The organism is Streptomyces sp. NBC_01334 (assembly GCF_035983595.1).
Lineage (GTDB): Bacteria > Actinomycetota > Actinomycetes > Streptomycetales > Streptomycetaceae > Streptomyces > Streptomyces coriariae.
In genome coordinates this window covers 1,340,243-1,365,675 of sequence record NZ_CP130718.1, presented here as the reverse complement: position 1 = coordinate 1,365,675, position 25,433 = coordinate 1,340,243, and the positions used below count along the sequence as shown (strand labels likewise).

Annotated in this window: 19 protein-coding genes and 1 pseudogene; 7 read left to right on the top strand and 13 right to left on the bottom strand. The window is 66.8% G+C overall.

The annotated features are described in order from the left end of the window. Nucleotides 1-67: 67 nt before the first annotated feature. The 10 genes from OG736_RS06270 to OG736_RS06225 form a co-directional block, all read right to left on the bottom strand. On the bottom strand, nt 68-721 hold the full coding sequence (locus tag OG736_RS06270) for an ABC transporter permease (protein ID WP_327181535.1): 654 nt from the start codon (nt 719-721) through the stop codon (nt 68-70). Nucleotides 722-890: 169 nt separating this feature from the next. Then, complete coding sequence (locus OG736_RS06265) at nt 891-1,742, bottom strand: ABC transporter ATP-binding protein (RefSeq protein ID WP_327181534.1); 852 nt, start codon at nt 1,740-1,742, stop codon at nt 891-893. After that, entirely contained in the window at nt 1,675-2,745 is a 1,071-nt protein-coding gene (locus OG736_RS06260; RefSeq protein ID WP_327181533.1) for an ABC transporter substrate-binding protein, read from the bottom strand. Before OG736_RS06260 ends, OG736_RS06265 begins: the two co-directional genes overlap by 68 nt. Nucleotides 2,746-3,585: 840 nt before the next feature. Then, nucleotides 3,586-4,821, bottom strand: coding sequence for an MBL fold metallo-hydrolase (locus tag OG736_RS06255; protein ID WP_327181532.1), 1,236 nt, complete (start codon nt 4,819-4,821; stop codon nt 3,586-3,588). Between the two features lie 117 nt (nt 4,822-4,938). Then, nucleotides 4,939-5,304 (bottom strand): winged helix-turn-helix transcriptional regulator, encoded by a 366-nt coding sequence (locus OG736_RS06250; protein ID WP_327181531.1) that lies wholly within the window; start codon nt 5,302-5,304, stop codon nt 4,939-4,941. Between the two features lie 756 nt (nt 5,305-6,060). Beyond that, nucleotides 6,061-6,897, bottom strand: coding sequence for a class II fructose-bisphosphate aldolase (locus OG736_RS06245; RefSeq protein ID WP_327181530.1), 837 nt, complete (start codon nt 6,895-6,897; stop codon nt 6,061-6,063). A gap of 133 nt (nt 6,898-7,030) precedes the next feature. Next, nucleotides 7,031-7,921, bottom strand: a complete 891-nt coding sequence (locus tag OG736_RS06240; protein WP_327187535.1) for an SIS domain-containing protein — start codon at nt 7,919-7,921, stop codon at nt 7,031-7,033. A 172-nt stretch (nt 7,922-8,093) separates the two neighbouring features. Continuing rightward, entirely contained in the window at nt 8,094-9,068 is a 975-nt protein-coding gene (locus tag OG736_RS06235; RefSeq protein WP_327181529.1) for a 1-phosphofructokinase family hexose kinase, read from the bottom strand. Next, complete coding sequence (locus OG736_RS06230; protein WP_442817004.1) at nt 9,065-10,039, bottom strand: ROK family protein; 975 nt, start codon at nt 10,037-10,039, stop codon at nt 9,065-9,067. The genes OG736_RS06235 and OG736_RS06230 overlap by 4 nt, the downstream gene beginning before the upstream one ends. Then, entirely contained in the window at nt 10,029-10,490 is a 462-nt protein-coding gene (locus OG736_RS06225) for a hypothetical protein (RefSeq protein WP_327181527.1), read from the bottom strand. Before OG736_RS06225 ends, OG736_RS06230 begins: the two co-directional genes overlap by 11 nt. Nucleotides 10,491-10,777: 287 nt before the next feature. Here OG736_RS06225 and OG736_RS06220 point away from each other — a divergent pair, with 287 nt between their 5' ends. The 5 genes from OG736_RS06220 (at nt 10,778) to OG736_RS06200 (ending at nt 18,746) form a co-directional block, all read left to right on the top strand. After that, on the top strand, nt 10,778-11,575 hold the full coding sequence (locus OG736_RS06220; RefSeq protein WP_327181526.1) for a DeoR/GlpR family DNA-binding transcription regulator: 798 nt from the start codon (nt 10,778-10,780) through the stop codon (nt 11,573-11,575). 740 nt (nt 11,576-12,315) lie between these two features. Next, entirely contained in the window at nt 12,316-13,575 is a 1,260-nt protein-coding gene (locus tag OG736_RS06215) for an extracellular solute-binding protein (RefSeq protein ID WP_327181525.1), read from the top strand. A gap of 36 nt (nt 13,576-13,611) precedes the next feature. Then, a complete protein-coding gene (locus tag OG736_RS06210; RefSeq protein WP_327181524.1) occupies nt 13,612-14,526 on the top strand; it encodes a carbohydrate ABC transporter permease in 915 nt (304 codons plus the stop codon). After that, nucleotides 14,526-15,440 carry a carbohydrate ABC transporter permease gene (locus OG736_RS06205; protein ID WP_327181523.1) on the top strand — a complete coding sequence of 305 codons (915 nt, stop codon included), beginning with the start codon at nt 14,526-14,528 and terminating at the stop codon, nt 15,438-15,440. Before OG736_RS06210 ends, OG736_RS06205 begins: the two co-directional genes overlap by 1 nt. 1,170 nt (nt 15,441-16,610) lie before the next feature. Beyond that, the gene (locus tag OG736_RS06200; protein ID WP_327181522.1) at nt 16,611-18,746 is read left to right on the top strand and encodes a family 20 glycosylhydrolase; all 2,136 of its coding nucleotides are present in this window, start codon (nt 16,611-16,613) and stop codon (nt 18,744-18,746) included. A gap of 373 nt (nt 18,747-19,119) precedes the next feature. Here the strand turns inward: OG736_RS06200 and OG736_RS06195 are convergent, their stop codons facing one another. The 3 genes from OG736_RS06195 to OG736_RS06185 form a co-directional block, all read right to left on the bottom strand. Beyond that, the gene (locus OG736_RS06195) at nt 19,120-20,781 is read right to left on the bottom strand and encodes an IclR family transcriptional regulator domain-containing protein (RefSeq protein ID WP_327181521.1); all 1,662 of its coding nucleotides are present in this window, start codon (nt 20,779-20,781) and stop codon (nt 19,120-19,122) included. 108 nt (nt 20,782-20,889) lie between these two features. After that, nucleotides 20,890-22,230, bottom strand: a complete 1,341-nt coding sequence (locus OG736_RS06190; RefSeq protein WP_327181520.1) for an MFS transporter — start codon at nt 22,228-22,230, stop codon at nt 20,890-20,892. A gap of 475 nt (nt 22,231-22,705) precedes the next feature. Beyond that, nucleotides 22,706-23,551 (bottom strand): LysR family transcriptional regulator, encoded by an 846-nt coding sequence (locus OG736_RS06185; protein ID WP_327181519.1) that lies wholly within the window; start codon nt 23,549-23,551, stop codon nt 22,706-22,708. Between the two features lie 598 nt (nt 23,552-24,149). On the opposite strand from OG736_RS06185, the pseudogene OG736_RS47235 reads away from it, so the two are divergent. Next, nucleotides 24,150-24,495, top strand: a pseudogene (locus OG736_RS47235) (transposase); the annotation flags it as partial. Nucleotides 24,496-24,820: 325 nt separating this feature from the next. After that, nucleotides 24,821-25,432: a helix-turn-helix transcriptional regulator gene (locus OG736_RS06170; protein ID WP_327181518.1), complete on the top strand. Its 612-nt coding sequence runs from the start codon at nt 24,821-24,823 to the stop codon at nt 25,430-25,432. Nucleotide 25,433: the final 1 nt, after the last annotated feature.

Here is a 25,433-nt window from a genome sequence, read left to right as displayed (position 1 = left end):
TCAGCCTACACTGGCGGCCTTTCCCGTCCTTGGGCCACAGAAGATGGCTGAAGGCTCGGAACGGACGTCACATGCCCGACGGTCGGTCGCCCGCAGCCCAGGGCAGCAGACGGCGTTCGAGCCAGAGCATGAGGTAGTACAAAATCAGGCCCATAGCGGATATTACTACGATCGCCGCATAGGCCAATGGAGTATTGAGAGCCCCAGCCGCGCTGGACACGAGGTATCCCAACCCTTCGGAGCCGGCAAAAATCTCACCCGCGACGGCACCCACAGTGGCAAATGACATGCCTAGTTTCAGGCCGGTGAAAACACTGGGCATGGCCGCTGGCAACCTGATTTTGCGGAATATCATGAATCGCCCTCCGGACATGGCGCGACCGAGATCGATAAGCCGTTGATCCACGGATTGCAGTCCGTACAGAGTGTTCACGATCACAGGGAATACGGAGATCAAAAGAGCTATCACCGCGTTGGACGCGCGACCGAATCCGAACCAGATCAGAATTACTGGGATGAGCGCTACCTTCGGAACCGCCTGCGCGACGATCACAACGGGATAGAGGATCCGGTTCAAGACTGTCGAGCTGGCGATGAGGAGTGCGATGAGGAATCCTGAAACTGCGCTCAGCGCGAATCCGAGAATGATCTCAGACAAGGTCGTCAAGCCGTTATCCCACAGAGGTGCGCGATACTCGACAAGGGCCTGCAGTACGTCCATCGGGCGAGGAAGCGCAGTTTCAGGAACAGTTCCGGATATGACTATCAATTCCCAGGAGAGCCCAAGCAGAATGAAACCGGTCAAGCCCCACAGCCACCCCAGATACCTGGAGGGCCGACGTGCGGGCCTGCCGGTCCTCGATCCGGCCGCTGGCATGAGAGTTACCGCCTCACGACAAGGGATCACGATGCCCGAGGGCAGCACGGGCTTTTTTGGCAAAGGGTGAAAAGTCCGACTCCCCGTGAGGCCATTCAAGGCGGGGCCTCGGAATCGGGATCTCTATATCTGCAACGAGACTGCCAGGTCGCCCTGAAAGAATCAGCACCCGGTCAGCCAGGAAGACTGCCTCCTCAATACTGTGCGTGACGAAGACAACGGTCTTGCCGGATTCTTCGACCACTTTGAGAAGATCTATGTTCATGCGTTCTCTGGTGATGGCGTCCAGTGCGCCGAACGGCTCATCCATGAGCAGTAGACTGGGGTCGTGGATCAATGCGCGGCAGATTCCGACGCGCTGTCTCATCCCTCCAGACAACTGTTTCGGCATGGCGTCCGTGAAGAGTTCAAGGCCCGTTTTCCGTAGTAGTTCCCGCGCGGGCTCAACGTAATCCGACTTTTTTAGCCCGCGGAACTCGATCTGGATCAGTACGTTGTCGAGCGCATTTCTCCAGTCCAGCAGAAGATCTGATTGGAATACCATACCGATGTCCTGGCTGGTGCCTCTTACCTGTTTTTCGTCGATGAAGATCCTGCCGCGGGACGCGATGTTGAGCCCGGAAATTAGATGGAGCAGGGTGCTCTTCCCGCATCCGGACGGCCCGAGGATGCTTACGAACTCGCCCTGCGGCACGGAGAATGAGACGTCCTCCAAAGCGTGCACGGATCTCGATCTGCCGGCGAACTCGTGGCTTACCTGCGATACCTTCACCTTCTGATTTCCGGGAAGTTCTGCTTCAGCATCTCTCGCGTGCATGTGGACCTCGCGGTGGATCAGAACTGACAGCGGTTCGAACGATTCCATTCGTGTACAGCGCTTCACTATTAAGCGCGCCGCTTTCAATCATGCCCGACTTTTCGAAGAGGGAGATTCCTGACTTCCACAGAGCGGCGGGTTGCAAGAAAGAGGATGAACCGTTGGGTGAGTCAGCCCAGCATCGAAATTCCTGAGCTGCCCGGAACTGGTCGGCCGTGACGTCCTTGGTCAGCTGCGGTGCCTCCTCGGAGACGGAACCTGCTGCTTCTCGAATATCAGCTTGAGCCAAGGAATCGGCTTCGATGAGAGCGCGCATGAAGCGTACGTACGTGTCCCGCTCGGACCGCAGATCCTCTGGTTGCGCCACCAAGCTGAGGCCGGGTTGGACGATACCGTTTTCAATGAAAGGAAGGGCCACGGAAGGACGTTTATCCCCCACTACAGGAACAGAGTTCGGAAGTACGGTGATCATTCCGTCTGCCTGGCCCGCAACATAGGCGGCGTACAGGGCTCCTGGCACGACATCCTTTACGGATACACGATCCTCCGGAACTCCAGCCTGCGACAGCAGGACCGGAAGAACCCTGCGGAGCGCTGATCCTGAGGAGGCAAGCAGTGTCTTGCCCCGTAGACCCGCCGTCGAAGTGACATGAGAGGACTTGCTCATGAGGATCCCTGCACTGTCCACTTGCTGAAGTGAACCGAACGAGACGAGATCACCTCCCTTCCCGGCGCTGAGTGCAATTGCTGAGAAGACCGTGACGCCCGCATCGGCGCGACCGCTGGCAACTGCGTCGTACGTCCTCTGTGAACCATTTCCGAACTGGATGGTCAAATCGATTCCGTACTTTGCAAACACCCCTCTCGATTTTCCGTAGAAGAGCGGCGCATCCAAGCCCGTAGGAGAGGAGATAAGCATAAGTCTGAATTTTCTTTCCTTGTCGCCACCTCCATGGTCGTTATTTTGAGTACATCCGGTCAGTATAAATGTCAGCAGTAGGCATATCACCTCTGTCGTGCGAATCGATTTCCGGCCGGACAAGTGCGTCACCTCTTCACGTGAAGACCAGTCCAGAATGCGCGCGGGGGTCGCTATTTTGTGATGCCTGAACGTGTCGCAGACGGACCGTGACTAAACATTCCATCACTGTCTGACGCCCGTTGCACTTCGTGACCGGAAGCTGTTGGCCCTGCCCTGCCCTGCCCTGCCCTGCCCTGCCCTGCCCTGCCCTGCCGTCTGTCAGGCTGTGCCGCACTGTCTGGAAGATCCGCCAACTCAACGTGATCATCGCGGAGGCAGCCAGGGAAGTCGGAACCGTGCGGCTGTATCAGCGGACGGATGGGCTGCCGCATCGCCGAGCTGCGGCAGCCCAAGACGGACTGGACGCGCGGTCTCCGCTGAGCTGTGAAGGGCGGGCGACGTTCTACGGGATCGCCCGGCGTGAGTGCAGCGACGCGTCGCGCCAAGCGGAGTTTGCCGCCCTGACCCCCTTGTGAACCCGCTGCAACTGTCGCTGGGACCGGAACTGACGCTGCGAGCCCACGTGATGCCGGCTTCTCGAGCGGGCATGCCCACTCATGCGGTCCGCTGCGCCGCTCATGCATGCTGTCTCAGCAGCCTCAGCGTGGGGGCGGGTGGAGAGGGCGACACTCAAGCCGCGACTTGCGCGGAGCCATGCGTCGATCGGCGCGATGACCATGCCGGTCAGCGACAGCTGTGTGGCCTGGACCCGGTGGATGCCGGCTTGCGTCAGAAGCTCCACAGCGGCCGCCACGCCGACGAGCACGGTGATCGCCGGCGTCCCTGAGACCAGCCGGTGTACCCCGAGAGCCGGAACGTGCGACGACCTCGGCTTGGCCAGGGCAGGTTCTCCTGCTGCCCGTACGGCGATCAGAGATCGCGCGGAGCGTCGACGATCTGGGAGAGTGCCACGGTGAGGGCGTTCTCGCGGGTGAAGACGTCCACTGCTCCGAGGCGGCCCAGCCACTTGCGGTAGATGACAGGCTCCACCTTGTCGGCGACAGCCTGCAGGTAGAGATCGAAGCCGGCCCAGTTGTTGCCCGGTTCGACCTTGCCGAAGTAGGGGGCCATGTCGGTGGCGGCGATGGCCTTGGCGGTGGCCCTCCACAGGTCTCGCGCGAACTCGCGGGAGACCTCGATGTCCTCCTTGGTGCCGAGCCGGTGGACGTGCCCGCCGACGTACGTGTCCAGGTCCATACGGGCGAGCTCGTCATGGGCACGCAGTACACCGGGGACGCTGTCGGCGGTGCCCCAGGCGCGGAAGGGGGCCCAGCCGGGCATCACGACATCCACCATCATGGCCGCGCGCTGGCGAGGTGCGTGGATGAGGATGTTGCCGGCCTCGTGGTTGGCGCCCGGGTAGCTGAGGAGCAGCCGCTGGTCGCCGAGGTCGAGGCGGTAGCGGTCGTGGAAGGTCACCGTGGGCATCGGACGGCCCGGGTCCTGGTCGGCTTTGATCCGTTCTGCGGTCGCCGTGTGCGCGATGCGGATCACGTCGCCGAACGCCGACGCGTTTGCGGTGTGGTCGGCGTGGTCGTGGCTGTACACGAGGTGGGTGACCTTGCGGCCGGTGACGCGGCGGATCGCGGCCGGAAGCGCTTCCGTGAGCGAGGGCGGGGCATCGATGACGACCACGCCGGCGCTGGTGACGAGGAAGGCCGCCTGCGTGCCACCGGCGGTCACGGCGTAGAAGGCGTCACCGATGCGATCGAGCCGGTAGCCCTCAGGGGGGACGGCCAGAGGCTTGGCGGTGTCAGGGAGCGGCGCGAAGTTCCGGGTCGTGGCGCCGTCCGGAGACTCGGGGAGTTCCAGGCGCTGGCCAGTGCGCGGCTCACCGCTCTTGTCCAGGACCTGCCGGTTCAGGCGGTAGAGCTCCGTCCAGCGCTGTTCGGAGCCGAGGAAGCGGTTGGCGATGCCGCGCAGGGTGTCTCCGCGACCCGCCTCGTAGTACGCACCACTGCGCACCGCGGCAGACGGTGTGCCGGTGGCCTGTGTCGGCCATGCCAAGGCCGTCACGCCTGCGGCCGCGGGCAGGGCTGCCGCGCCCCAACGCAGGATGCCGCGGCGAGACGGCGACTGATGGTTGTGCTGCTCTGCTTCGCACATCACGTACTCCCTGAATGGCGGGTACCGGTCGGTACCTCGGTCACGCTAGGGATGCGCGGAATCTCCTTGAAGATTGCACTTTCTTGATAGTGGCTATATCCGAGTGAAGTGTGCAGCTCAGGCGTCGGCGTCATAGGCGCGTTGTGCTGCGGAACACACCTCGATGTAGGCGTCGGTCCAGCCGAGCAGAGCTTCGACGGGCCCGCGGAGGGTGTGGCCAAGAGGGGTCAGTTCGTATTCGACATGCGGAGGAATCACGGGGTGCACTGTGCGCAGGACCAGGCCGTTGCGTTCGAGTTGCCGCAGCGTCTGCGTGAGCGCCTTCGGCGTGACTCCCTGGAGTTCGGCGGCCAGTTCGCTGAACCTCTGCGTACCTCGGGTCAGACAACCGATGACGAGGATCGTCCACTTGGCTCCGATCAGATCGATCAGCGGTCGGCTGGGGCATGCGGCCGAGTACGGGTTCGTCTTGCTCAGATGCATGCAGGCAGTGTCGTTCATCGGCCGGGAGCGCTGGGGGCAGTCCGCCGACGGACGCCAACTGTCCTCACCACGCCCCTTCAGGGACCGGGTCATGGACCAGCCGATGTGGAGCCGCTGTCACCCTGCACGACACCAGCAGCCAGTCACATACCGTGCCGGCCGATAGGGGCGTGTCTCCGCGCGCTTGTGGCGCGGGAGTGTCAATCCGTGATCACGGGAGCGTGCCGGGCCGGCGACCGCAAGGTCGGCCTCGACACGGCGGCGCACGCATGCAGGGCGGGCAGCATGGTGTCCCGGGTGTGCTCGGGCGGCTCGACACCGGCGTGCAGCGCGATGTCCAGGGGCTGCCATGGCGCGCCCGCTACGGTCTCTGACCGGTACGGCAGGTGAACGCGGCCCAGTCTCCAGATCCTGCTCCACCAGGGCGAATCCCTGCACCGGCGAGCAGCGCGAGCGAGGCGGACTCCCGCATCTGTCCGACCGGATCAGCGAGGTGCGGCCGAGCGATGTCGGCAAGGGTGAGGGTAGACAGCCGCGCGTATCCGAGCTCCAGGACGCGCGAGGCGGGGAGGAAGACGTTCGTGCCCGGCGGCCTTGCCGACCGGTTGGCTGTCAGAGCGTCGCGGTCGGCGCTTCAGTCATCCTCTTCACCGTTGACAAGTTCTCCGCGGCCGCCGTCGCGTGCCGGGTGGGCAGCGACGGGCCGCGCCCGGCACCGCCCGTCCGCTGTGGTCGACCGGTCGGCGAAGAGCACGGTCAGCGGCCCGCGAGGACGCCCAGCAGGCGTGCCACTTCGGTTGCCACCGTATCCCGTGCCGGACCCAGGTACTTGCGGGGGTCAGCGACGCTGGCTGATGCCGCCAGCCGGTCACGCACCGTGCGGGTGAAGATGTTGTTGAGGTGGGTGGAGATGTTGACCTTCTTCATTCCGGCCGCGACGGCCTTGGCCAGGTCCGTGTCGCCGACACCTGAGGAGCCGTGCAGCACGAGGGGGATGCCGAGCGAGTCCCGCAGCCGGCTGATAAGGGCGAAGTCGAGGACAGCGTCACGGGTGAGCATGGCGTGGGAGCTGCCCACGGCGACGGCGAGGGCGTCCACGGCCGTCGATGCGGCGAAAGCGCGGGCTTCGTCGGGGTCGGTGCGGACGCCGGGAGCATGCGCACCGTCCTTGCCGCCGACTTCACCCAGCTCTGCCTCGACCCATACATCGGCCCGGTGGCAGTGCTCGGTGATGACCCGTGTTGCCGCGACGTTTGCTTCGTAGGGGAGCTTGGAGGCGTCGAACATGACGGAGGTGAAACCGAGTTCGATGGCCTCGTGGACGAGTTCCTGGGTTTCGGCGTGGTCGAGGTGGACCGCCACCGGTACCGAGGCTGCACGGGCGAGGGCGAGCGACGCGAGTCCGATCGGGGCGAGCGAGCCGTGATAACGGGCTGTGTTCTCGCTGATCTGGAGGATGACCGGCAGCTCCGCCAGTTCGGCCCCGGCGACGATGGCCTCGGCGTGCTCGATCTGTACGACGTTGAACGCGCCGACGCCGTGGTCACCGGCGTGTGCGGGGCCGACGATGTCGTCGGTGGATGTCAGAGGCATGAAGAGTCTCTCCAGTGCGGTGGTAGAGCGCCGGCCGCGGGTGCCGGTCGACTTCGCGGGGCCGAGGGCGGGATCGGTCACTCGGCCGGAGCACCACTTCCTTCCCGCGAGTCGGGAAGGAAGTGGGCGCGCTTCACGCGGACGCGTTGCCGAGAATCACGGACCGGGTGAGGTTGCGGGGGCGGTCCGGGTCGTAGCCGGCGGCCTCGGCGAGGCGTACGGCGAGTCGCTGGGCGACGATCAGATCGGCGAGGGGGTCAAGCGCGCCGACCGCGTCGGTCGATGCGGAGACGAAATGGCCGCCGACCCGTGCGATGTCGTCGGCGAGGCCGTGCGGTACCGGGCCGAACACCCAGGCAACGCGGCAGGGGCCGGCGATGCTGATCGGACCGTGGCGGTACTCCATGGCCGGGTACGCCTCGGTCCACATCCTGGCAGCCTCCCGCAACTTCAGGCCGGCTTCGAGGGCAAGGCCATAGGTCCAGCCGGTGCCGAGGAAGGTGAACTGTTCGGCGCCGCACACCTCGTTGCTCAGAGGAAGGACAAGGGCGCGCTGAGCGTCCTGGACGGCCTGCGCGATCGGACGCACGCCGGCCGGCAGGGCCTGCTCCGCCTCCAGATGTGCACGCAGCAGAACCAGCGCAGTGGTCGCGAACCGTGTCTGTACGACCGAATCCTCGTCGGCGAAGTCGAGAACGGCGACGGCGTCGGCTGCGGTCATGACGGGTGTGGCGGGGTCTGCGGTGAGGGCGGAAGTCGTGACGGTGCCCCTGACCTTCGCCAGCAGGTCCAAGACCTCGCTGGTGGTGCCGGAGCGGGTGATGGCCACGATCCGGTCGTAGTTGCGGCCGACCGGGAACTCGGAGGCTGCGAACGCGTCGGTCTCGCCGTGTCCCCCGCTCTCGCGCAGCTCGGCGTAGGCATGGGCCATGAACCAGGACGTGCCGCAGCCGACCACGGCGACGCGCTCTCCACGCCGGGGGAGTACGTCAGTGAAGGAGCTGACGGATCGGGCCGCTCGCATCCATGTCTCGGGCTGGGAAGCGATCTCGACCGAGGTGCGGGAGGTTTCGAAGGTGGTCACGCGAATTCCTTGCGCTCGGAGTGGTCGGGGGAGGAGGTCCGGATACCCCAGCATGCTGCTCCATGAGCATCATCGATGTCAAAAGTTGCTCGAAATGCGGCGACAGTGCGCACTAATAAGCAAGGTGAGGGGTGTGAGGTGCTCGGGCCGGGGGGCGTTGAGGGCGAGCCGCATGACTTTCCTCTACGGAGACTTCTGGACGGAACCGGTGGTAGGTGGCTGCTTCGACCTCGCCGGCGACCGGGCACGGCACCGCGGCGGCTGACAGGGCCACCGCCTCGCGCAGAATGTCCGGCCACGCGGAGCCGGCCTCCTGACCGGCCGCGATCGCGGCTACGCAGGCATCGCCGGCGCCTGTCGGGTTGCCCGAAAGCCGCTCGGGAGGTCTCGCCCTCCACGTGCTGTCGGCGGTGATCGCGTGCATGCCGTCCGCGCCTGCCGACGCGACGACTGTCCGGGCGCCCCGCGCCTGCAGCTCGGCCGCGGCCTCCAGGACGTCCTCGCACCCCGTTGCCGCCGTGATTTCCGCGGCATTGGGTTTGACTACGTCCGGCCGGGCGTCCAGAGCCGCAAGGAGGGCGGGACCACTGGTGTCGAGCACCGTGATCACGCCGGCCGCCGCGGCCATGCGGATCAGCAGCGCGTACGCGTCCGTCGGCAGACCTGGCGGGGTGCTGCCGCACAGGACGGCTACGCGTACCCCCGCGAGCAACGAGGCGTAATGACGGCAGAAGAGTTCCCACTCGGCGGGATCCACGTGTGGTCCCCGGCCGTTGAAGACGGTGGCGTCGCCGTCGTCGCGGGACACGACGGCGAGGGTCCGTCGTGCGTCGCCGGACACGTCGACGAACGCGTCCCGGATGCCCGCGGTACGCAGTCCGGCGCGGATCAGGCGGCCAGTGGGGCCGCCCACGAGACCTGTCGCCACTGGGTCGTGCCCGAGGAAGGTGAGCACGCGGGCGACGTTGATTCCCTTGCCGCCCGCTCGTTCGTGCGCGGCGTCGACCCGGTGGGAGGTACGGGGCCGCAGGCTGTCGACATCCCAGGTGACGTCAAGGGCGGCGTTGAGGGTGACGGTGAGAATCATGGCCCGGACACTCCTGTTCCCTGGCGGTCGTGGGATGGCCGGCCGCTGCCTGCCTGCCAGGCGATGAGGCCGGCGCCGAGGCACCCCGCCTGGTCTCCCAGCTCGGCTCGGACGAGCAGAGGGCGGCGCTGGAAGCTGAGGCGTTCGTCGAGCCCGGCGCGCACGGGGTCGAGCAGGAGTCGGCCGGCCTCTGCGAGACCGCCTCCCAGCACGATCAGCTCCGGTGCGAGCAGCGCGGTCGCGGTCGCCAGTGCGTCCGCCAGTCCCCTTGCGGCCCGTTCCCAGACCGCTTGTGCCACGGCGTCGCCCTGCGCTGTGAGGGCCGCGACATCGGCGGCGCCTGTCACCGTCCGCCCGCTGCGCACGGTGTACGCGGCCGCGACGGCCGTGGCGGACGCGACGGTCTCCAGGCAGCCGGTGCTGCCGCATGCACACGGTCGCCCCTCGGACTCGACGACGACATGGCCGAGTTCGCCTGCGTATCCGCCGGACCGGATCGGCTTGCCGTCACAGACGAGGGCCGCGGCGATGCCGGTGCCGATGGCCACGAAGAGCGCGTTCTGCACTCCGCGGGCCGCGCCGAGGGCGCATTCGGCCACTCCGCCCGCGCGTACGTCGTGGCCCAGTGTGACGCGCAGTCCGGTGCGTTCCTCGAGGAGCGCCGCGAGAGGGAGGTCGCGCCACCCGATGTTCGCCGACCAGACGGCCGTTTGCCGATCGTCGTCCACGATGCCGGGGACAACTACGCCCGCACGATGCACCGGCAGGCCTCGCTCGGCTGCTTTTCGGGTCAGCGTGACCAGGGTGTCGGCGATCGCGTCGACCACCGCGGGCGCCCCGTCGGCGCGCGGTGTCGGTCGCCGTACGGTTTCCAGCGGCCGCACACCGCGGTCCAGGAGCGCTCCCTTCATCCCGGTACCACCGACATCGAGGCCGAGCACACATTCCCGTGTATGGGGGTTATCGGCCACGACCGCCCCCAGAGGCGTCAGAGCCGGAGGTGCCGCGGGGTGGGCGAGGATTGTGGCCGCACGCCTGGGCGATGAGCAGGGTGAGGCGCTGGGTCCGCACGAGGTCGGCGAGCGGACCTGCGGTGGCGTCGGGCGCCCGGTTCAGCAGGTCGAGGATCGCGGCCGAGATGCCGGGGTGACCGAGGGCGAGACCGCGGTCGTGGGGGTGGCCCTGGGAACGGGGGCGACTGTGGGGGAATTCGCCCGCTGCGAAGACGTCGGTCTCGCCGGAGGCATTGCTCCCGTACGGCTGCGCATCCGCGTGGGCCCCGAACCCGGCGGTGTTACGGCCGTCGGCCGGTCCGTCGTACGGAGGAAGAGCTGCGGCGGAACGGGTCACCGGAGCGGCAGGCCTGCGCCGAACAGGCGGAATGGTGTTCTCGGCGGCAGCAGGGACGTTGCGTCTGTTCATCGATGTCGAACCATCCAGATGATTGAAGATGCTTGATAAGAGGCAGAAACACGCGACATCTTGCAACAAGTGTGAGTGAAGTATCGGGTGCGGGGGCTGTCGCGTCCAGGGGCAGGCCGCTGGAGGTTCAGCGGCCTGCGCAAATTGCCCCTGCGATGCTGTGCGCGGTGCCGCGGCGTTACGATCAAGTTCGTGCACACCTCTCGGGGACCGGTTGGCCGGCCGCTCAGGTGGTCCTCGCCCCCTCGGTGCGCCATCTCGGAGTCCAGGGCACGGAGGGGCGGCGCATGTCCAAGCAGGAGCGGTGGAGCAAGCTGTTGGAGCTGCTCGCGGTCAACGGCAAGCTGGATGTCGAGGAGGCGGCCGCCTCTGTGGCGGTATCGCCGGCGACCATCAGGCGTGACCTCGACGAACTGGCTGAGCAGAAACTGCTCGTCCGCACACGCGGAGGGGCGATCGCGCACGGGGTGTCCTACGAGCTTCCGCTGCGCTACAAGTCCTCACGTCAGGTTGCTGAGAAGCAGCGCATCGCGAGCGCAGTGGCGGATCTCTTGGGCGTGGGGGACGTCGTCGGACTCAATGGCGGCACCACCACTACCGAAGTGGCACGGGCTCTGGTGCTCCGGACGGGCGCGATGGGGGAGCGGGGGGAGAACTCCTCCGGGCCGATGTGCACGGTCGTGACGAACGCGCTGAACATCGCGGGTGAATTGGCGGTGCGCCCGCAGTTCAAGATCGTGGTGACCGGTGGCGTGGCGCGTCCCCAGACCTACGAACTGGTGGGCCAGCTGACGGAGGGTGTGCTCAACCAGGTGGTGCTCGATGTCGCCGTGCTCGGCGTCGACGGCGTGGACCCGCAGCTCGGCGTGATGACGCACCACGAGGACGAGGCGGGTATCAGCAGGCTCTTCGCGGAGCGCGCACGGAAGGTGATTCTCGCGACGGACTCGTCCAAGATGGGCAAGCGCGCGTTCGCCAGGATCTGCGGTCTCGACCAGATCGACGTACTCGTCACCGACTCCGGTCTCGCTCCCGACATGGCGACGCGGCTCACCGACGCGGGTATCGAGGTCATCAGCGTCTGAAGACCGTGGTGACCCACGCAGCGAAGAGGCGTGATGTCTTCCGGCGGGCTGTGAGGGTTCTTTCGGGTGGCAGGCCGCCGAGAGGCCCCGGGTGGATCGACGTCCGAACGCCCTGAACCGAGCCCAGGAGGCGAGAGGCGGGCTGTCGTGGTCCCTCGATGTCGTCCTCGCGGCTCGGGACTGCCCCGCCGCGCCGTCCGCTGCCGGGTGCCTGGCATCCCGCGCGGAACGTGGCCTGTAGCTCTCCCCGTCGCAGCCGCCGGCGGCTGGCTCTTTCCTGCATGCGACGGCGGAACTCCGCGAGCGAACGCGGATGCACCCTCGCACGTTGATGTCTTCTTCGCGCGGGCGACCTTCGGCTGATCGTGTGATCCGGCCAGGTCGAGGATCGCGGCCGGCATGGATCTTGTGACCACTCCGGCGCCGGGGGATGGATGAGGCCGGCGGCAGCGGGAGTCTTCCTTGAGTCCCCATCGGTCTTCGGGATGACCTGCCGGTCGTGGCCCGTCGTGAACTCACGTGCAGTGTCAGGGGCATCGGGCGCCGCCAAGCATCTTTTGCGTAACGGGCCTGGTTCTGTGCCGCCTTCCTCGTGTTTACTTTGGCCACAGCAGATGCTCGTTTATGAGCGAAAGCCGGTTGTATCTTTCAGCTGCGTGCACGCTCCGGGTCTGCTGCAGTTCCCAGACCTCACTGGGCCGTGTCGTTTCGACCGGCCAGTAGACAAGGCGGTACTGACGATGAACAAGCAGCTGTTCGTGGCGATCTGTGCCTGCACCATCGGTGCGCTCACCCTCACGGCCTGCGGTGGCGCCGATGCGTCGAGCGACGACGGCGTGACACTGAAGCTGGTGGCTGCCGACTACGGCGACAAGGCATCGAACAGCTCGACGGCCTACTGGAAGGACGTCGCCCAGCGCTTCACCGCCGCCAACCCGAAGATCAAGGTCGACGTTCAGGTGATCAACTGGAACGACATTGACTCCCAGGTCAAGACGATGATCCAGAGCGGCAACGTTCCGGACATCCTCCAGACGGGCGGCTACGCCGACAAGGTCGCCGACAACCTGCTCTACAGAGCGGACGAGGTGCTGTCCGTGACGACCCAGGCCAATCTGATCGGCAGTTTCGCCAAGGCAGGCGAGGTCGACGGCACGCAGTACGGCATACCGTTCGTCTCCTCGGCGCGGGCCTTCTTCTACAACAAGTCGGTCTTCGCCGAGGCCGGCATCACCGAGGTGCCGAAGAGCTGGGACGACCTCGAGGCCGCCGCCGAGAAGATCAAGGCGAAGGTCCCGGGAGTGACCCCCTACGCGCTGCCGCTGGGCCCCGAGGAGGCCCAGGGTGAGTCGCTGATCTGGGAGCTCGGCAACAGCGGTGGCTACACGGACAGCGAAGGCAAGTACACGCTGAACAGCAAGGCCAACATTGAGGCGTTCAGCTGGCTGAAGTCGAACCTGGTCGAGCCCGGCCTGACGTATGCCAACCCCGCGACGACGGACCGCAAGACGGCGTTCGCGGACTTCGCCGCCGGCAAGACCGCGATGCTCAACGGTCACCCTTCTCTCATCCAGATGTCCAAGGACGGCAAGGTCGACTACGGTGTCGCGCCCATCCCGGGAAAGACAGGTGCGCTGCGGTCAACGCTGGGCGTCGCCGACTGGATGATGGCCTTCAGGGACAACGGACACAAGGATGAGGTACGCACGTTCCTCGACTTCGCGTACTCCAAGGAGAACACGCTGAAGTTCGACGAGATGTACAACCTGATGCCGGTCACCACGGACACGCTCCAGGAGATGACCGGCAACGGCAAGCACAAGGACCTCGAGCCCTTCTTCCGGCTGCTGCCGAACGCGGTCTTCTACCCGCTGGGCGACACGGCCTGGGACGCCGTCTCTGCCGAGATCAAGAAGAGCGGGGGCACGGCCGTGACCGACCCCGCCAAGGTGCTGGGCGAGCTTCAGAAGAAGGCCGAGGACACGGTCTCCGATCAGTAGGCCCCACGAACCGCACTGTCACGGAAGGCACCTCTCGTGTCCACCACTTCATCCACCGTAGGCTCCGGTCGCAAGGGCCGGGGCGGCCTGGCCCGACTGGGCCCGCTGCCCTGGATCGGGCCGGCCGTCGCGCTCATCGCCCTGGTCGTGCTCTGGCCGGTCTACGAGATGGTCCGTACCTCGTTCCTGAAGATCAGCAGCAGCGGATTCGTTCGGGGTTCGGCAGGGTTCGACAAGTACAAGCAGTTGTTCGAGGAGCCGTCGCTGTCGGCGGTCGTCCTCTCGACCGTGGTGTGGACCGTGGTCGTGGTCACCGCCACCATGGTGATCTCCTTGGCGCTGGCCCAGCTCTTCAACCAGAAGTTTCCCGGCCGCCGCATCACCCGCTGGGCGCTCATCGCACCGTGGGCCGCCTCGGTGGTGATGACCGCCATCGGCTTCAAATGGATGCTCAACCAGACCGCCGGCGTCCTGAACACGCTGATGACCGACCTGGGACTCATCGACGGGCCCAAGGACTGGCTGGGTGACCCCTCGACGGCCTGGCCCTGGATGATGTTCGTTGCGGTCTTCGTCTCCCTGCCCTTCACCACCTACACGCTGCTCGCGGGACTGCAGACCATTCCGGGGGAGGTCTACGAGGCAGCCAAGGTCGACGGCACCAACACCTGGCAGACGTATCTGCGCATCACCCTCCCCCTGCTGAGGCCGGCCTTCCTCGTCGGTGTCGTCATCAACCTGATCAACGTCTTCAACTCGTTCCCCATCATCTGGAGCATGACCCGAGGTGGCCCGGACAGTGACACCGCCACCACCACGGTGTTCATGTACCAGCTCAAGAACTCCGACATCGGCGAGTCCGCGGCGATGTCCGTGGTGAACTTCGCCCTCGTCGTACTCATGGTCGTCGTCTTCCTCAAGGCCAGCCGCTGGAACCAGGAGGAGAGCTGATGACACAGCGCACCCTCAACACCGAGGAGACCGCCCGACCCGCTCCGGCCGGGTCCGTTGCCGGCGGCGCACGACACGGCACCCCACGGGCCCATCGCACGCTGCGTCCGCACACCCTGCTGGTCGCTGCCGTAGCCTGGCTGCTCGCGGCCGTGTTCCTGTTCCCGTACGCGGAGATGGTGATCACCGCGCTTCGGCCGGTACACGAACTGCGCGACGCCACCTATGTCCCGGGCGAGTTCGAGTGGGCGAACTTCGTCGACGTGTGGCACGAGTCGAACCTCGGAGACAACCTCCGTGTCACACTGCTCGTCGCCGCCGGATCGACTGTGCTAGTTCTGCTGGTTGCCGTTCCGGCCGCCTACTACACCGCGCGCATGAAGTTCCGAGGCCGCAAGCTGTTCCTCCTGCTGGTGCTCATCACCCAGATGTTCCAGCCCACGTCCCTGCTGGTCGGCCTCTACCGAGAGTTCTACCAGCTCGACATGCTCAACTCCGTCTGGACCCTGATCTTGTGCAACGCGGCCTTCAACCTGGCCTTCGCGATCTGGATCCTCACCGCCTACTTCGCCTCCATCCCGGAAGCGCTCGAAGAGGCGGCCATGATCGACGGGCTGGGGAGGGGAGGAGCGCTGCTGCGCATCACCCTTCCGCTCGCGATGCCCGGGGTCGTCACGGCGATGATCTTCACCTTCATCGCCGCGTGGAACGAGTTCGTCATGGGCCTCACGCTCTCCACGATCCCGGAGAGCCAGCCGCTGACGGTCGGCATCAACAGCTTTATCGGCAACTACACCGTGCAGTGGAACTACTTGTTCGCCGGCTCGGTCATCGCCATCGTCCCCGTCGTTGTCCTCTTCGCACTCATCGAGCGGAAAGTCGTCTCCGGTCTCACTGCCGGATCCGTCAAGTAACCACCCTGGCCGCCCGCCCCCTGCCGAACCTCCCGGCGCGCAGGGGGCGGGCCCGTCGCTTCCCACCGGCGTTCCCACAGCAAGCAGGACGGATGACCGGACACCGCCATGCCCTCACGGGTGCTGCCCCACAGAGGCGACCCGTCCGGGAGGAGTGACCGCGCGACGCCGACGCACGGTCCGTGATCGTTCTGTAGGTGGGCGGCACATACATGAGAGGGTCATCGGCCCCGAAGGGGTCTCGCGGGGCACGGAACGCTGGTTCACCCGTCCCGAGTGGCGAGCTGACGCCGTGCTGGACAGCGTTTGTGCCTGCGTCGCCACGCTCGCCGAACACTGTCGCCCCGCTGCCGCGGGCATCGTTGCGCCCGGCGTCGTCGAGGGCTCGGCCGGGCGGTCCGCTCGACCGGACCGGGTTGGTGCGAGTCCCATCCACCACTGCGAGCGCACGGCCGCCCTGCCGATACGTGTGCGGGAGCCGGCAGGGGCCGCCGCAACTTCCTGTTCGTGTCGATGAACCGGGAATGAGAGTCGGCCATGTCGCGTCCGGCCCGCAGGGCGACCCGTGCCGCTGCGGTGGCCGAAGCGATGCCCTGGAGGCTCTGGTCGGCGTACTGACGGGGCATCGCATCTTGCGCCCCTCGGGGGCTCCCGCCGCCCGGCCCATGACCTGACCGCGCCTGCTTCCTGCCTCGCGTTGTCGGGCGCGGCAGGGGCGATACAGCGGATCTTTGTCGCGCCTGGCCCCGACGTACGCCCGAGCGTCGCATGAGGGACGTTCTCCGCTGTCTCGTGCGGTCGCCGGGAAGTGGTCTACCGAGAGAGGTGAAGCTACGGCCGAGTAGGTCTTGACGGTCACCCCACCCCCTGACACCTTTTGGTTGAAGTTGCTCACAAAGAGCGAAGTTCAAGCAGTTGCAAGCAAGATGTATGTCCTGTATCGCTCCTTGTCGTACACGCCTCTACAGAGAGTGCGAGCGGCTCGCTACGCGACAGAGAGCCGGCGGTGGGTGTGCGTCAGCCCGATACGTCCGATACGAAACCGCACCGCCCCTGCTCGACGTGAAACGACTGCGCCTCCCTCTGCCGCTTCGCCGGCGCGCATCGCGCCGTCCCGGCCGCTCACCTCGTGACCACAGCCCGAGCCCTTCCCGCCCGAAGGAGTCAACTATGCGCTGGTTGCACCGGCGAGGCCGACGCCTCGCCGCACTCGCCTCAGTCGTCCTCACTCTCCCGCTGCTGCCGGCCCCAGTTTCCCAGGCGGCCGCCGCTCCCCCCGCGCCCGCCCCCTACGCCCTCGTGCCGCGGCCCGTCTCCCAGCAGGCGGTGGCGGGCAAGGGATTCACCCTCACCCCCCACACTCCCATCGCTGTGCTCTCGAAGAAGCCGGCGGTGCTCGGCGTCGGTACCTACCTCTCCCGGCTGCTCTCCCCGGCCACGGGCTACACCCTCCCGGTCGTCCGGGACACGTGGGCGCAGAAGAACGCCGTCGTACTGGATCCCCACGGTCCCAAGTCGCTGGGAGCAGAGGGATACACCCTGTCGTCCGGCAGGAACGGTGTCGTGGTGAGGGCACACGGAGCCGAAGGCCTGTTCCGCGGAGTGCAGACGCTGCGTCAGCTGCTCCCGGCCGCGGTGGAGTCCCCTACCGGACAGTCCCGCCAGTGGACCGTCTCGCCCGTACTGATCTCCGACTCGCCCCGGTACCCGTACCGCGGTGTGATGCTGGACGTCGCCCGCCGCTTCTACCCCGTTTCCCAGATCAAGCGCTCTATCGACCAGGCCGCCGCGTACAAGATCAACACGCTTCACCTGCACCTGACTGACGACCAGGGCTGGCGCATTGCCATCGACGCGATACCGAACCTGACCAAGGTGGGCGCCAGTACGCAGAGCGGATTTACCGGCGGCACCGACTGGTACTACACGGCGAAGGAATACAAGGAAATCGTCGCCTACGCGAAGTCCCGCTTCGTGACCGTGGTGCCGGAGGTCGACGGCCCCGGCCACACCCGGGCCGCACTGGCGTCGGTGCCCGCACTCAACTGTGACGACAGAGCGAAGCCGCCCTACTCCGGATTCGACGTCGGGATCAGCCTCTACTGCATGAAGGACAAGCAGCACACGGCCGACATGACCCGCTTTCTGACCACCGTGATCGAGGCGGTGGCCAAGTTGACCCCCGGCCCGTACATCCACCTCGGCGGCGACGAGACTCCACAGGCCACTCCGGAGCAGTACGCCGCGTACGCCAAGGCGGCCACGTCGGCGACCACCGCACGGCACAAGACCGTGATGGGCTGGCACCAGCTCGGCCAGGCCACCGTCCCCTCCGGCAGCCTCATGCAGTTCTGGGGTGAGGAGGACGACCGGGAAAGCATCGGCACCGCGGACGAGACGGAGAGCATCGCCTTCGTCCGCAACGGAGTCGCCCAGGGCGCCAAGTTCGTCATGTCACCGTCCGACCATGCCTACCTGGACATGAAGTACGACGTGTCCACGCCCTATGGGCTGAGCTGGTCCGGATACGTGCCGGTTCAGAAGTCGTACGAGTGGGACCCGGCGACAAGCACCGCGAAGCTGGACGGTACCGGTTCCATCGTGCCGGCCGGACAGATCGCCGGCGTCGAGGCCGCGCTGTGGGCCGACCGCGCCTACGAGGGCAGCAACGAGCTGCCGACCCCGAACACTCACTGGCCCGAACCCTACGTCTACTCCGACTTCATGAGCTTCCCCCGCCTCCCCGCCATCGCCGAGGTCGGATGGACGCCCCAGTCCGCCCGTGACTGGAAGAGCTTCAGGCAGCGCCTGGCCCAGCAGGGACCGCGCTGGACCGCGGCCGGCATCGGCTATTACGCCGCCCCGGGTGTTCCCTGGCCCGGGACCGTGACGGTCGTGGAGGGCGCGCACAGCGTCGAGACCGGAGGCAAGGCACTGGACAACCCCGGCGGCTCGACGTCCGACGGCACGGGACTGGTCGTCTGGGGGCCGAACCGCGGTGGCAATCAGACATGGACGTTCACCCGGCAGTCCGACGGCACCTACATCCTGACCAACAAGACGTCCGGGAAGTGTGCTGAGGTGGCCGACGGCTCCACGTCGGCCGGTTCCACCGTCGTGCAGCGTGCGTGCGACGGCGGCACCGGCCAGCGCTGGAAGGTCACTCCGCTCGGTGCGGACGACGAGTACACCATCGCCTCCGCCCGCAGTGGCCTCCTGCTCACCGCCGCCTCGGCGACCGACGGAGCCCAGGTGATCCAACAGACGGAATCTGGCTCGGCGCTGCAGCGCTGGACGATCGGCTGACCGTCCCCGGCGAGGAGCCGGCCGGCCCTGGTTTCGGACCGATGGCCCCATTGCAGCCGCCCGCCCTGCCGCGGCCTGACTGACCGCCCCGCTCCGGACGGGCCCGTGCCCGTCCGGAGCGGGCTGCCAGGAGCTGTCGGTGGGCAGCGTCGGCGGCATTCGCGGTCGTGGGCAACGAGGTCGAGGACGCCGTGGGGGAGGATCGGCGTGCTGCGACACCTCGCGCCCACGAGCCCCGAAGGCAGGGTCTTCTCGCTGAGCTTGAGGACGACGGTGCTGCCCGGCCCACCGAGGACCGGTCGTCATGGCTCACGCGGGATCCCGCACCGGCGGCCCCCGCGAAGACCGGCACGGCTGCGAATCGTGCCGGTTCTCAGAGCACCGGTATCGTCACGAAGCGTGCCGCGGTCGCGAAGTCCGTCTCGATACGGGACGCAGCCGCGCGCAGATGCGGGAGCACCTCTTTGAGGCATTCTTCCTCGCTGCGGCGACCACTGTGCATCGCGACGTTGACAGCTGCCACGACGTGTCCGGAACGGTCTCGGACCGGTACGGCGATCGACCGGAGCCCGACCTCCAGTTCGCCGTCGACGAGCGCATAGCCTTGCCCGGCCACCAGGTTCAGCTGCTGTTCCAGTTGTTCGCGGACGGTGATCGTCCTGGCGGTCAGCGGTTGGAGCGGCTCACAGTCGTCCAGTACGGCTGAGCGTTCTTCGGGCGGCAGTCCGGCCAGGAGGACGCGCCCCATCGACGTGGCGTAGGCGGGGAAGCGGGTACCGATGGTGATGTTGACGCTCATGACTCGGTACACAGGGGCGCGCCCCGTATACCGGATGTCAGTCCCCTCCAGCACCGCTATCGAGGTGGATTCGCGCACCCGGGTGCCCAGGTCTTCGATGTAGGGCTGCGCGAGTTCGGCGAGTGCGATGCGGGACAGCGGGGGGAACCCGAGTTCAAGGACGCGCGGAGTGAGCCGGAAGACACGGCCTTCGGCGGCGACGTACCCCAGGTGCTCCAGGGTGAGCAGGGCCCGCCTGGCGGTAGCTCGCACCAGCCCGGTGGCCCGAGCAGCGGCGGCGACGGTCAGCGTGTCGTGACCAGCTCCGAAAGCTGTGATGACGGTGAGTCCGCGGGCCAGCGACTCGACGAACTCCCGCCCCATGACCTGCTTCGACGTGCCAGTCCAGTCAGCCTTTCCGAACAGCTCGTCCGCCGGTGGGGCGGAGGCGCGGCGCAGAGTCTCCTCCATCTCCCCTACTGTCCGCAGGAGTTTGAGCAGGGCTGCCTCGCGCAGTGACGCCATGTGGTGCCGACTGGTGTGACTGACCACGCTGACAGCACACACCTGGCGCCCGTGTGGGTCCCGCACGGCGGCGCCGAGTGCGACCAACCCCGATTCGATCCGCTGATCGTCCTCTGCCCAGCCGCGCTGAGCCGCCTCGGCACACAAGGCGCGTGAGAATGGGGCGCTCGGCGCGCTTCCGGGCGGTGCGGCGGAAGCCTCGTGGCCCGTCGACGCGACGGACTGAGCCGACCACTCGGCCCAGGTTCGCTCAGACCATTCGGCAGCGATGAGAGGTCCGGGGGCGGCGCGGTCCACCGGCAGCACGTCGCCGATCCCGAAGCAGAGGGTCATGGCCCGCCGGTGCTTGACCTGATGGATCATCCGCAGTCCCGTGCCGTCCGGCACGACCAGGGACACGGACTCGTCCAGATCGTCGGCGAGGGCGCGCACGTGCGGGCCGAGGAGAGCGGGTAGGCGGATGGCGGAGAGATAGGCGTTGCCCAGGTCCATCACGCCTGGCAGGAGCCCCACGTCCCGTCCGTCCAGCCGTACGTACCCCATGTGGGCCAGCGTCGACGCGATCCGGTCCACCGTCGATCGAGGGAGTGCGGTGGCGTCGGAGAGGTCGCGCAAGCTCATCGTGCCGCCGGCCTCGGTCAGTCGCCGGAGAACGCCGATTCCGCGTATCAGCGGGGTGACGGTCACCGACGGTGCCGTCGGGGCGGGCGGCGAGGCTGCGAGGCTGGTCATGGGACCTCCATGCGGTCCGGCGACGAGGACGGAATCGATGGGCTGGACTCTAGCGGTCCCTGGCCCGCCCGCCGCGTGGGCGGCGGGCGGGCCAGGGACCTGCCTGCCTCAGTCGGCTGCGCCGGCCAGCGCCGCCGTCGGACCGGGTGCCGCGTCGGCCCGGGCTCGGCGTACCACCGGCACCAGGGAGATCGCGGCCGCGGCCAGGACGGCGGCCACGGCGAACGTGGTGAAGCCGAGAGAGGCGTTGCCGTCCGCAATCACCATGCCACCGAGCCAGGGGCCGACCACGGCGCCGGTGCGGCCCACGCCGGTGACCCACCCGAGGCCGGTTGCGCGCTCGCCGGGCTCGTACACCCGAGCCGTGGTCGCGTAGACCATCACCTGGGCGCTGAAGAGCCACACCCCGGTGAGGAATACGACGACGTACGCGACGCCCAGCGGCAGTTGGGCACGGAGCAGGAAGGCGCCCGAGGCGGTGAGGAGGAACCAGATCGCCGACACCTTGACGGGACCGAAGCGGTCTGCGGTGCGGCCGGCGACCAGCATGCCGAGGATGCCTCCCGCGTTGATCACGATGAGGAAGGTGAGGGATGACGAGAGTGAGTAGCCGGAAGCACGCATCAACTCGGGCAGCCAGGTGGAGACACCGTAGACCAGCAGCAGTCCTGCGAAGGACGCGATCCACAGCAGCGGCGTCGCCCCACGGACCCCGGGCGCGAAGAGGCCCCTGATCGCGGTCATGCGTCCCTTGGCGCCGGCCGAGGGCGCTGCGGACGAGCCCGGGCGATCCAGCCCGAAGCGGTCGGCGACGGCGTATGCCTGCTCGATGCGGCCCTTGGCGAAGAGAACGCCGGGTGATTCGGGCAACCACTTCATGACCAGCGGGACGGCGACGACGGCCGGAAGGACCCCCGCCCAGAAGACCCAGCGCCATCCGTGGTCGGGGGCGACAGCGAGGCTGATGCCCGTCGCGGCCATACCGCCCGCGTGGTACGAAGTCATCATCAGGCCTGTTGCCAGCGCGGCGCGCCGGGGAGGGGCGAACTCGGCGACGAGCGCCAGGCCGATCGGCATGAGCCCGCCGAGTCCCAGACCCGACACGAAGCGCCCTGCCGCGAACACGGTGACGTCGGGAGCGGCGGCACACAGCGCGGAACCCAGGGAGAAGAGCAGAACACTGGCTGTGACCAGCGGCTTGCGCCCCAGCCAGTCGGTGAGCGTACCGGTCGCCAACGCGCCGATCAGCATGCCGAAGGTGGTCCAGCTGCCGACGGTGCCCGCCTTCCCCGGGGAGAAGCCGAGGCTGGGGTCGTCGAGCAGATGCGGTATGACCGCGCCGTAGATGTTGACGTCCATGCCGTCGAAGAAGACGGCGAGCCAACACAGGGCGATGACCGGAGCGACGGCCTTGAACGAGCGGGTCGGTGGGGACGCGACAGGTGTCACGGGGGGACTCACTTTCTTTCACGACGTCGTGATGAGCGAGACGAAGGATGCTGCCGAGCCGGGGTGTCGGCGGTTCGGCGCGCGATGCGGCCGAGTGGTGCCTCAGCAGAACGTCGCGGCTGTATGAAGTGTGCGCCTAGTGAAAAACGGCTCACAATTGATGCAGAGGAGTGTCCTGGCGCACCGGGGCTCTGTCAACGGGCTCGCGCAGACTCGGCGTGTATGCGTCGATCTGGTGGTGTGCCCGGCCGGCGGGGGAGCGCCATGTCCGCACCCGGTGAGGAGAACGGTAATTCTCGTATCGGCCATCGGTGCCTTGGTGACTCGGCCTCGTGGTGAGCGGGCCTGGACATGACGCGTGATCGACGCTGCATGCGTCTGGGGGAAGTTGGGTGATATCGGCTGAGGAAGATGACACCTCAAGGAGAATCGTGCACCAGCACACGGCCGCGAGGCCGCGGCGTGATCCCGCGGTTCAGTCAGCCGGACACAACAGCTCAAAAGCTGTCCGGATCTGAGGCAGATGTTGCCGTCCTCGACGGGCTGCCAAGTAGATCGAGTTGCTCACGGTGATGTCCGGTGTGTGCAGCACGCTGAGACAGCCTGCGTCCAGAGATCCCTGGGCCAGGTAGCGGGGGACGACACTCAACCCGGCTCCCGCTGCGACAGCGGCGACGACGGTCCGCAGATCGGCGACGGTCAGTGCTGGGGAGGGCGGTTCGATCCCCCAGCAGGTACGGAAGTAGCGTCGAGCCATCGGCATGGCCGGTGAGTAACCGATGAAGCGGCGCCCGTCGTTCTTGGGCGAATACGGTTTCTCCCCGGTGCGGCCGACCAGTATGAACTCCTCGTCACAGATGTGCCTGAGGTGGAGCTGTCGCGTGGGAGCCTGCTCGATCTTGGTCACCACCACCAGGTCCAGTTCGTCCTGCAGGAGCTCCTGTGCCAATTCGGGGCACAGGCCGATGCGGCAGTGCACATCGACTCCCTGAGACAGCAAAGGGGTCAGCCTGGGCAGGACGTAAACGGACAACAGATCGCTCGGCGCACCCAGCAGCACGGGAGAGGAGGTGTCGGCAGCAGGCATGAGAGCAGTGACGGCGTCCTCCAGGGCGTCCAGATGCTCGGCGATCTGTATCGCGAGGAGATGCCCTGCTTGCGTCGGGGCGACCCCCCGCCCCAGGCGCTGGAAGAGCGTACGGCTCATGATGCCTTCCAGCGTCTTCAGATGGCGGGAGACGGCAGGCTGGGACAGCCCGAGAAGGCCCGCAGCTCTGGCGACGCCTCCACAGCGGTACACGCACAGGAAGGTGCGGAGCATGCCAAGATCTGTTCCATGTCCCATGGCCGGAACCCTTCAGCGAGAACCAACGTTCTCCCAAGTTAGCGCACCGAAGGCCGTTTTTCGCCCAGCTCACGTGGGGACGGCTCTCAACTGTGTGTGCGCCACCTTGGGACCACTGCACCAGCGGCGGCGTAGGAGGAAGACCTTGGGGGATCTCTGCGAGGGGCGTGGATTACACCGGCTCGGCAAGCCCGGCTGTCAGAGCGCCTCGCCCACGCTCACGCAACCCTGTGGGACGGGAGTGTGATGTCTCCCGCCCTCCGCAGCCGGTGCTTTGTGCTGGTGGTACTCAACTTTCCACATCATGCCATCAGTTGCCAAGGCGTCAGGGTGGTACAGGTGTGTGACACTCGCCCTACCTGCGCCAGGTATATGAGTGGCGCGGCATGATCGACCAGACGGCGGTCTCGATTGGTGGATGCAGTGCTCTTATGAGGCGGTGAATGCGTCCGAGGGCGCACGCAGTGGCGAGCGCCGAGGGCCGTGAGTATCTGGGTGCCCCAGGTATGTCAGGAACCTGCCAGCGACTCGCGGAAGCGTCTTCCTGCGCTCTCTGATCGCCCGCGGCGTGTCCGGCGTCCGGTTGGTCGTCTCCGATACGCACGTCGGCCGGGCGGACGTGATCGGCGCGGCCCTGCCCGGGGCGTCGTGGCAACGGTGTTGAACTCACCGCGCCCGCGCGATGCCGAGCCAGGTTCCGAAGGCGGCCCATCCACGGGGTCACGGGTGGCCACGCGTCGGCGGGCTGTGTCTGAGCAGTCCGACACCGGCGCAGTTGAGCGCGCGGTTGCGGCACAGGCTGTACGCGCGGGAGAGCAGGTTGACGCTTGAACCGGGAGATCCGCCGCCGCACCGACGTGCTCGGTGTCTTCTCCGACCGTGGTGCCCTGATCCACCTGGTCGGGACCGTGCCGGCCTAGCAGAACGACGAGTGGACCGAGACCGCCCTGCCCACCGAACTCACCGCCGGGCCGTCGATACACCACTCACGCGGAGGTTAGCCGTCGGTTGAGCAGGCGTCCTGCTCGACGGTGCGGTCGGGGAAGGGCGCAGGAGGCTCCCCAACACTGCATGAATTTGACAGGCGTTGAAAGCTGGCGTCAGGATCACGACGCGCCGCAGTGAAGGAAAGTTCAGCAGACGGACAACCTTCCATGCGTTACCTGCCTCCGAGCGTTGCATCTCCCAGCGGGGCCGCTGGGAGACGCCGGACGGCGTACCACATGAGCGAGTGGAGTTGAAACCATGGAACCCCTTCGCGTCTCGATCCTCGCCCGCGACCCGTTAACAGGCGAGGGAATCGCCTCCTATTTGAGGAACAGCCCTGTGCTGAGAGTCCTTCCTCCCACAGCGCGCCAGGACTCCGACATCTGCGTGGTGATCGACGGTGATGTCAACTCAGGCACATGGCGGCGCCTGGAGCAGGCTGCCGAAGGTATGAAGAATCCAGGCATGCGAATGGTCCTCATCGCCAACACCGTTTCCCCTCACCACCTTCAGCGCGCCCGACGCTGGGGCGTGACCTGCCTCGTCCACCGTGACAGCGCGGTGCGTGAGCACGTCGTCCAGGCGGTCTTCGCCGCCGGCAGCTCGACCCAACGGGCCCCTGGTGTGGCTCAGAGCCCTGGGCTCATCGGGCCGACACAGACACCCCGCACCTCAGCGGGCCTCAAGGCACGGGAAGTCAAGGTCGTACGCCTTCTGGCGGATGGGCTCAGCACCGCTGAGGTAGCACAGCAACTGAACTTTTCCGAGCGCACCATCAGAAACATCATCTCTGGTCTGCTCACACGGTTGGACCTGCGTAATCGCACGCATGCGGTGGCCTACGCCCTTCAGCACGGCGTGCTGGGATGAC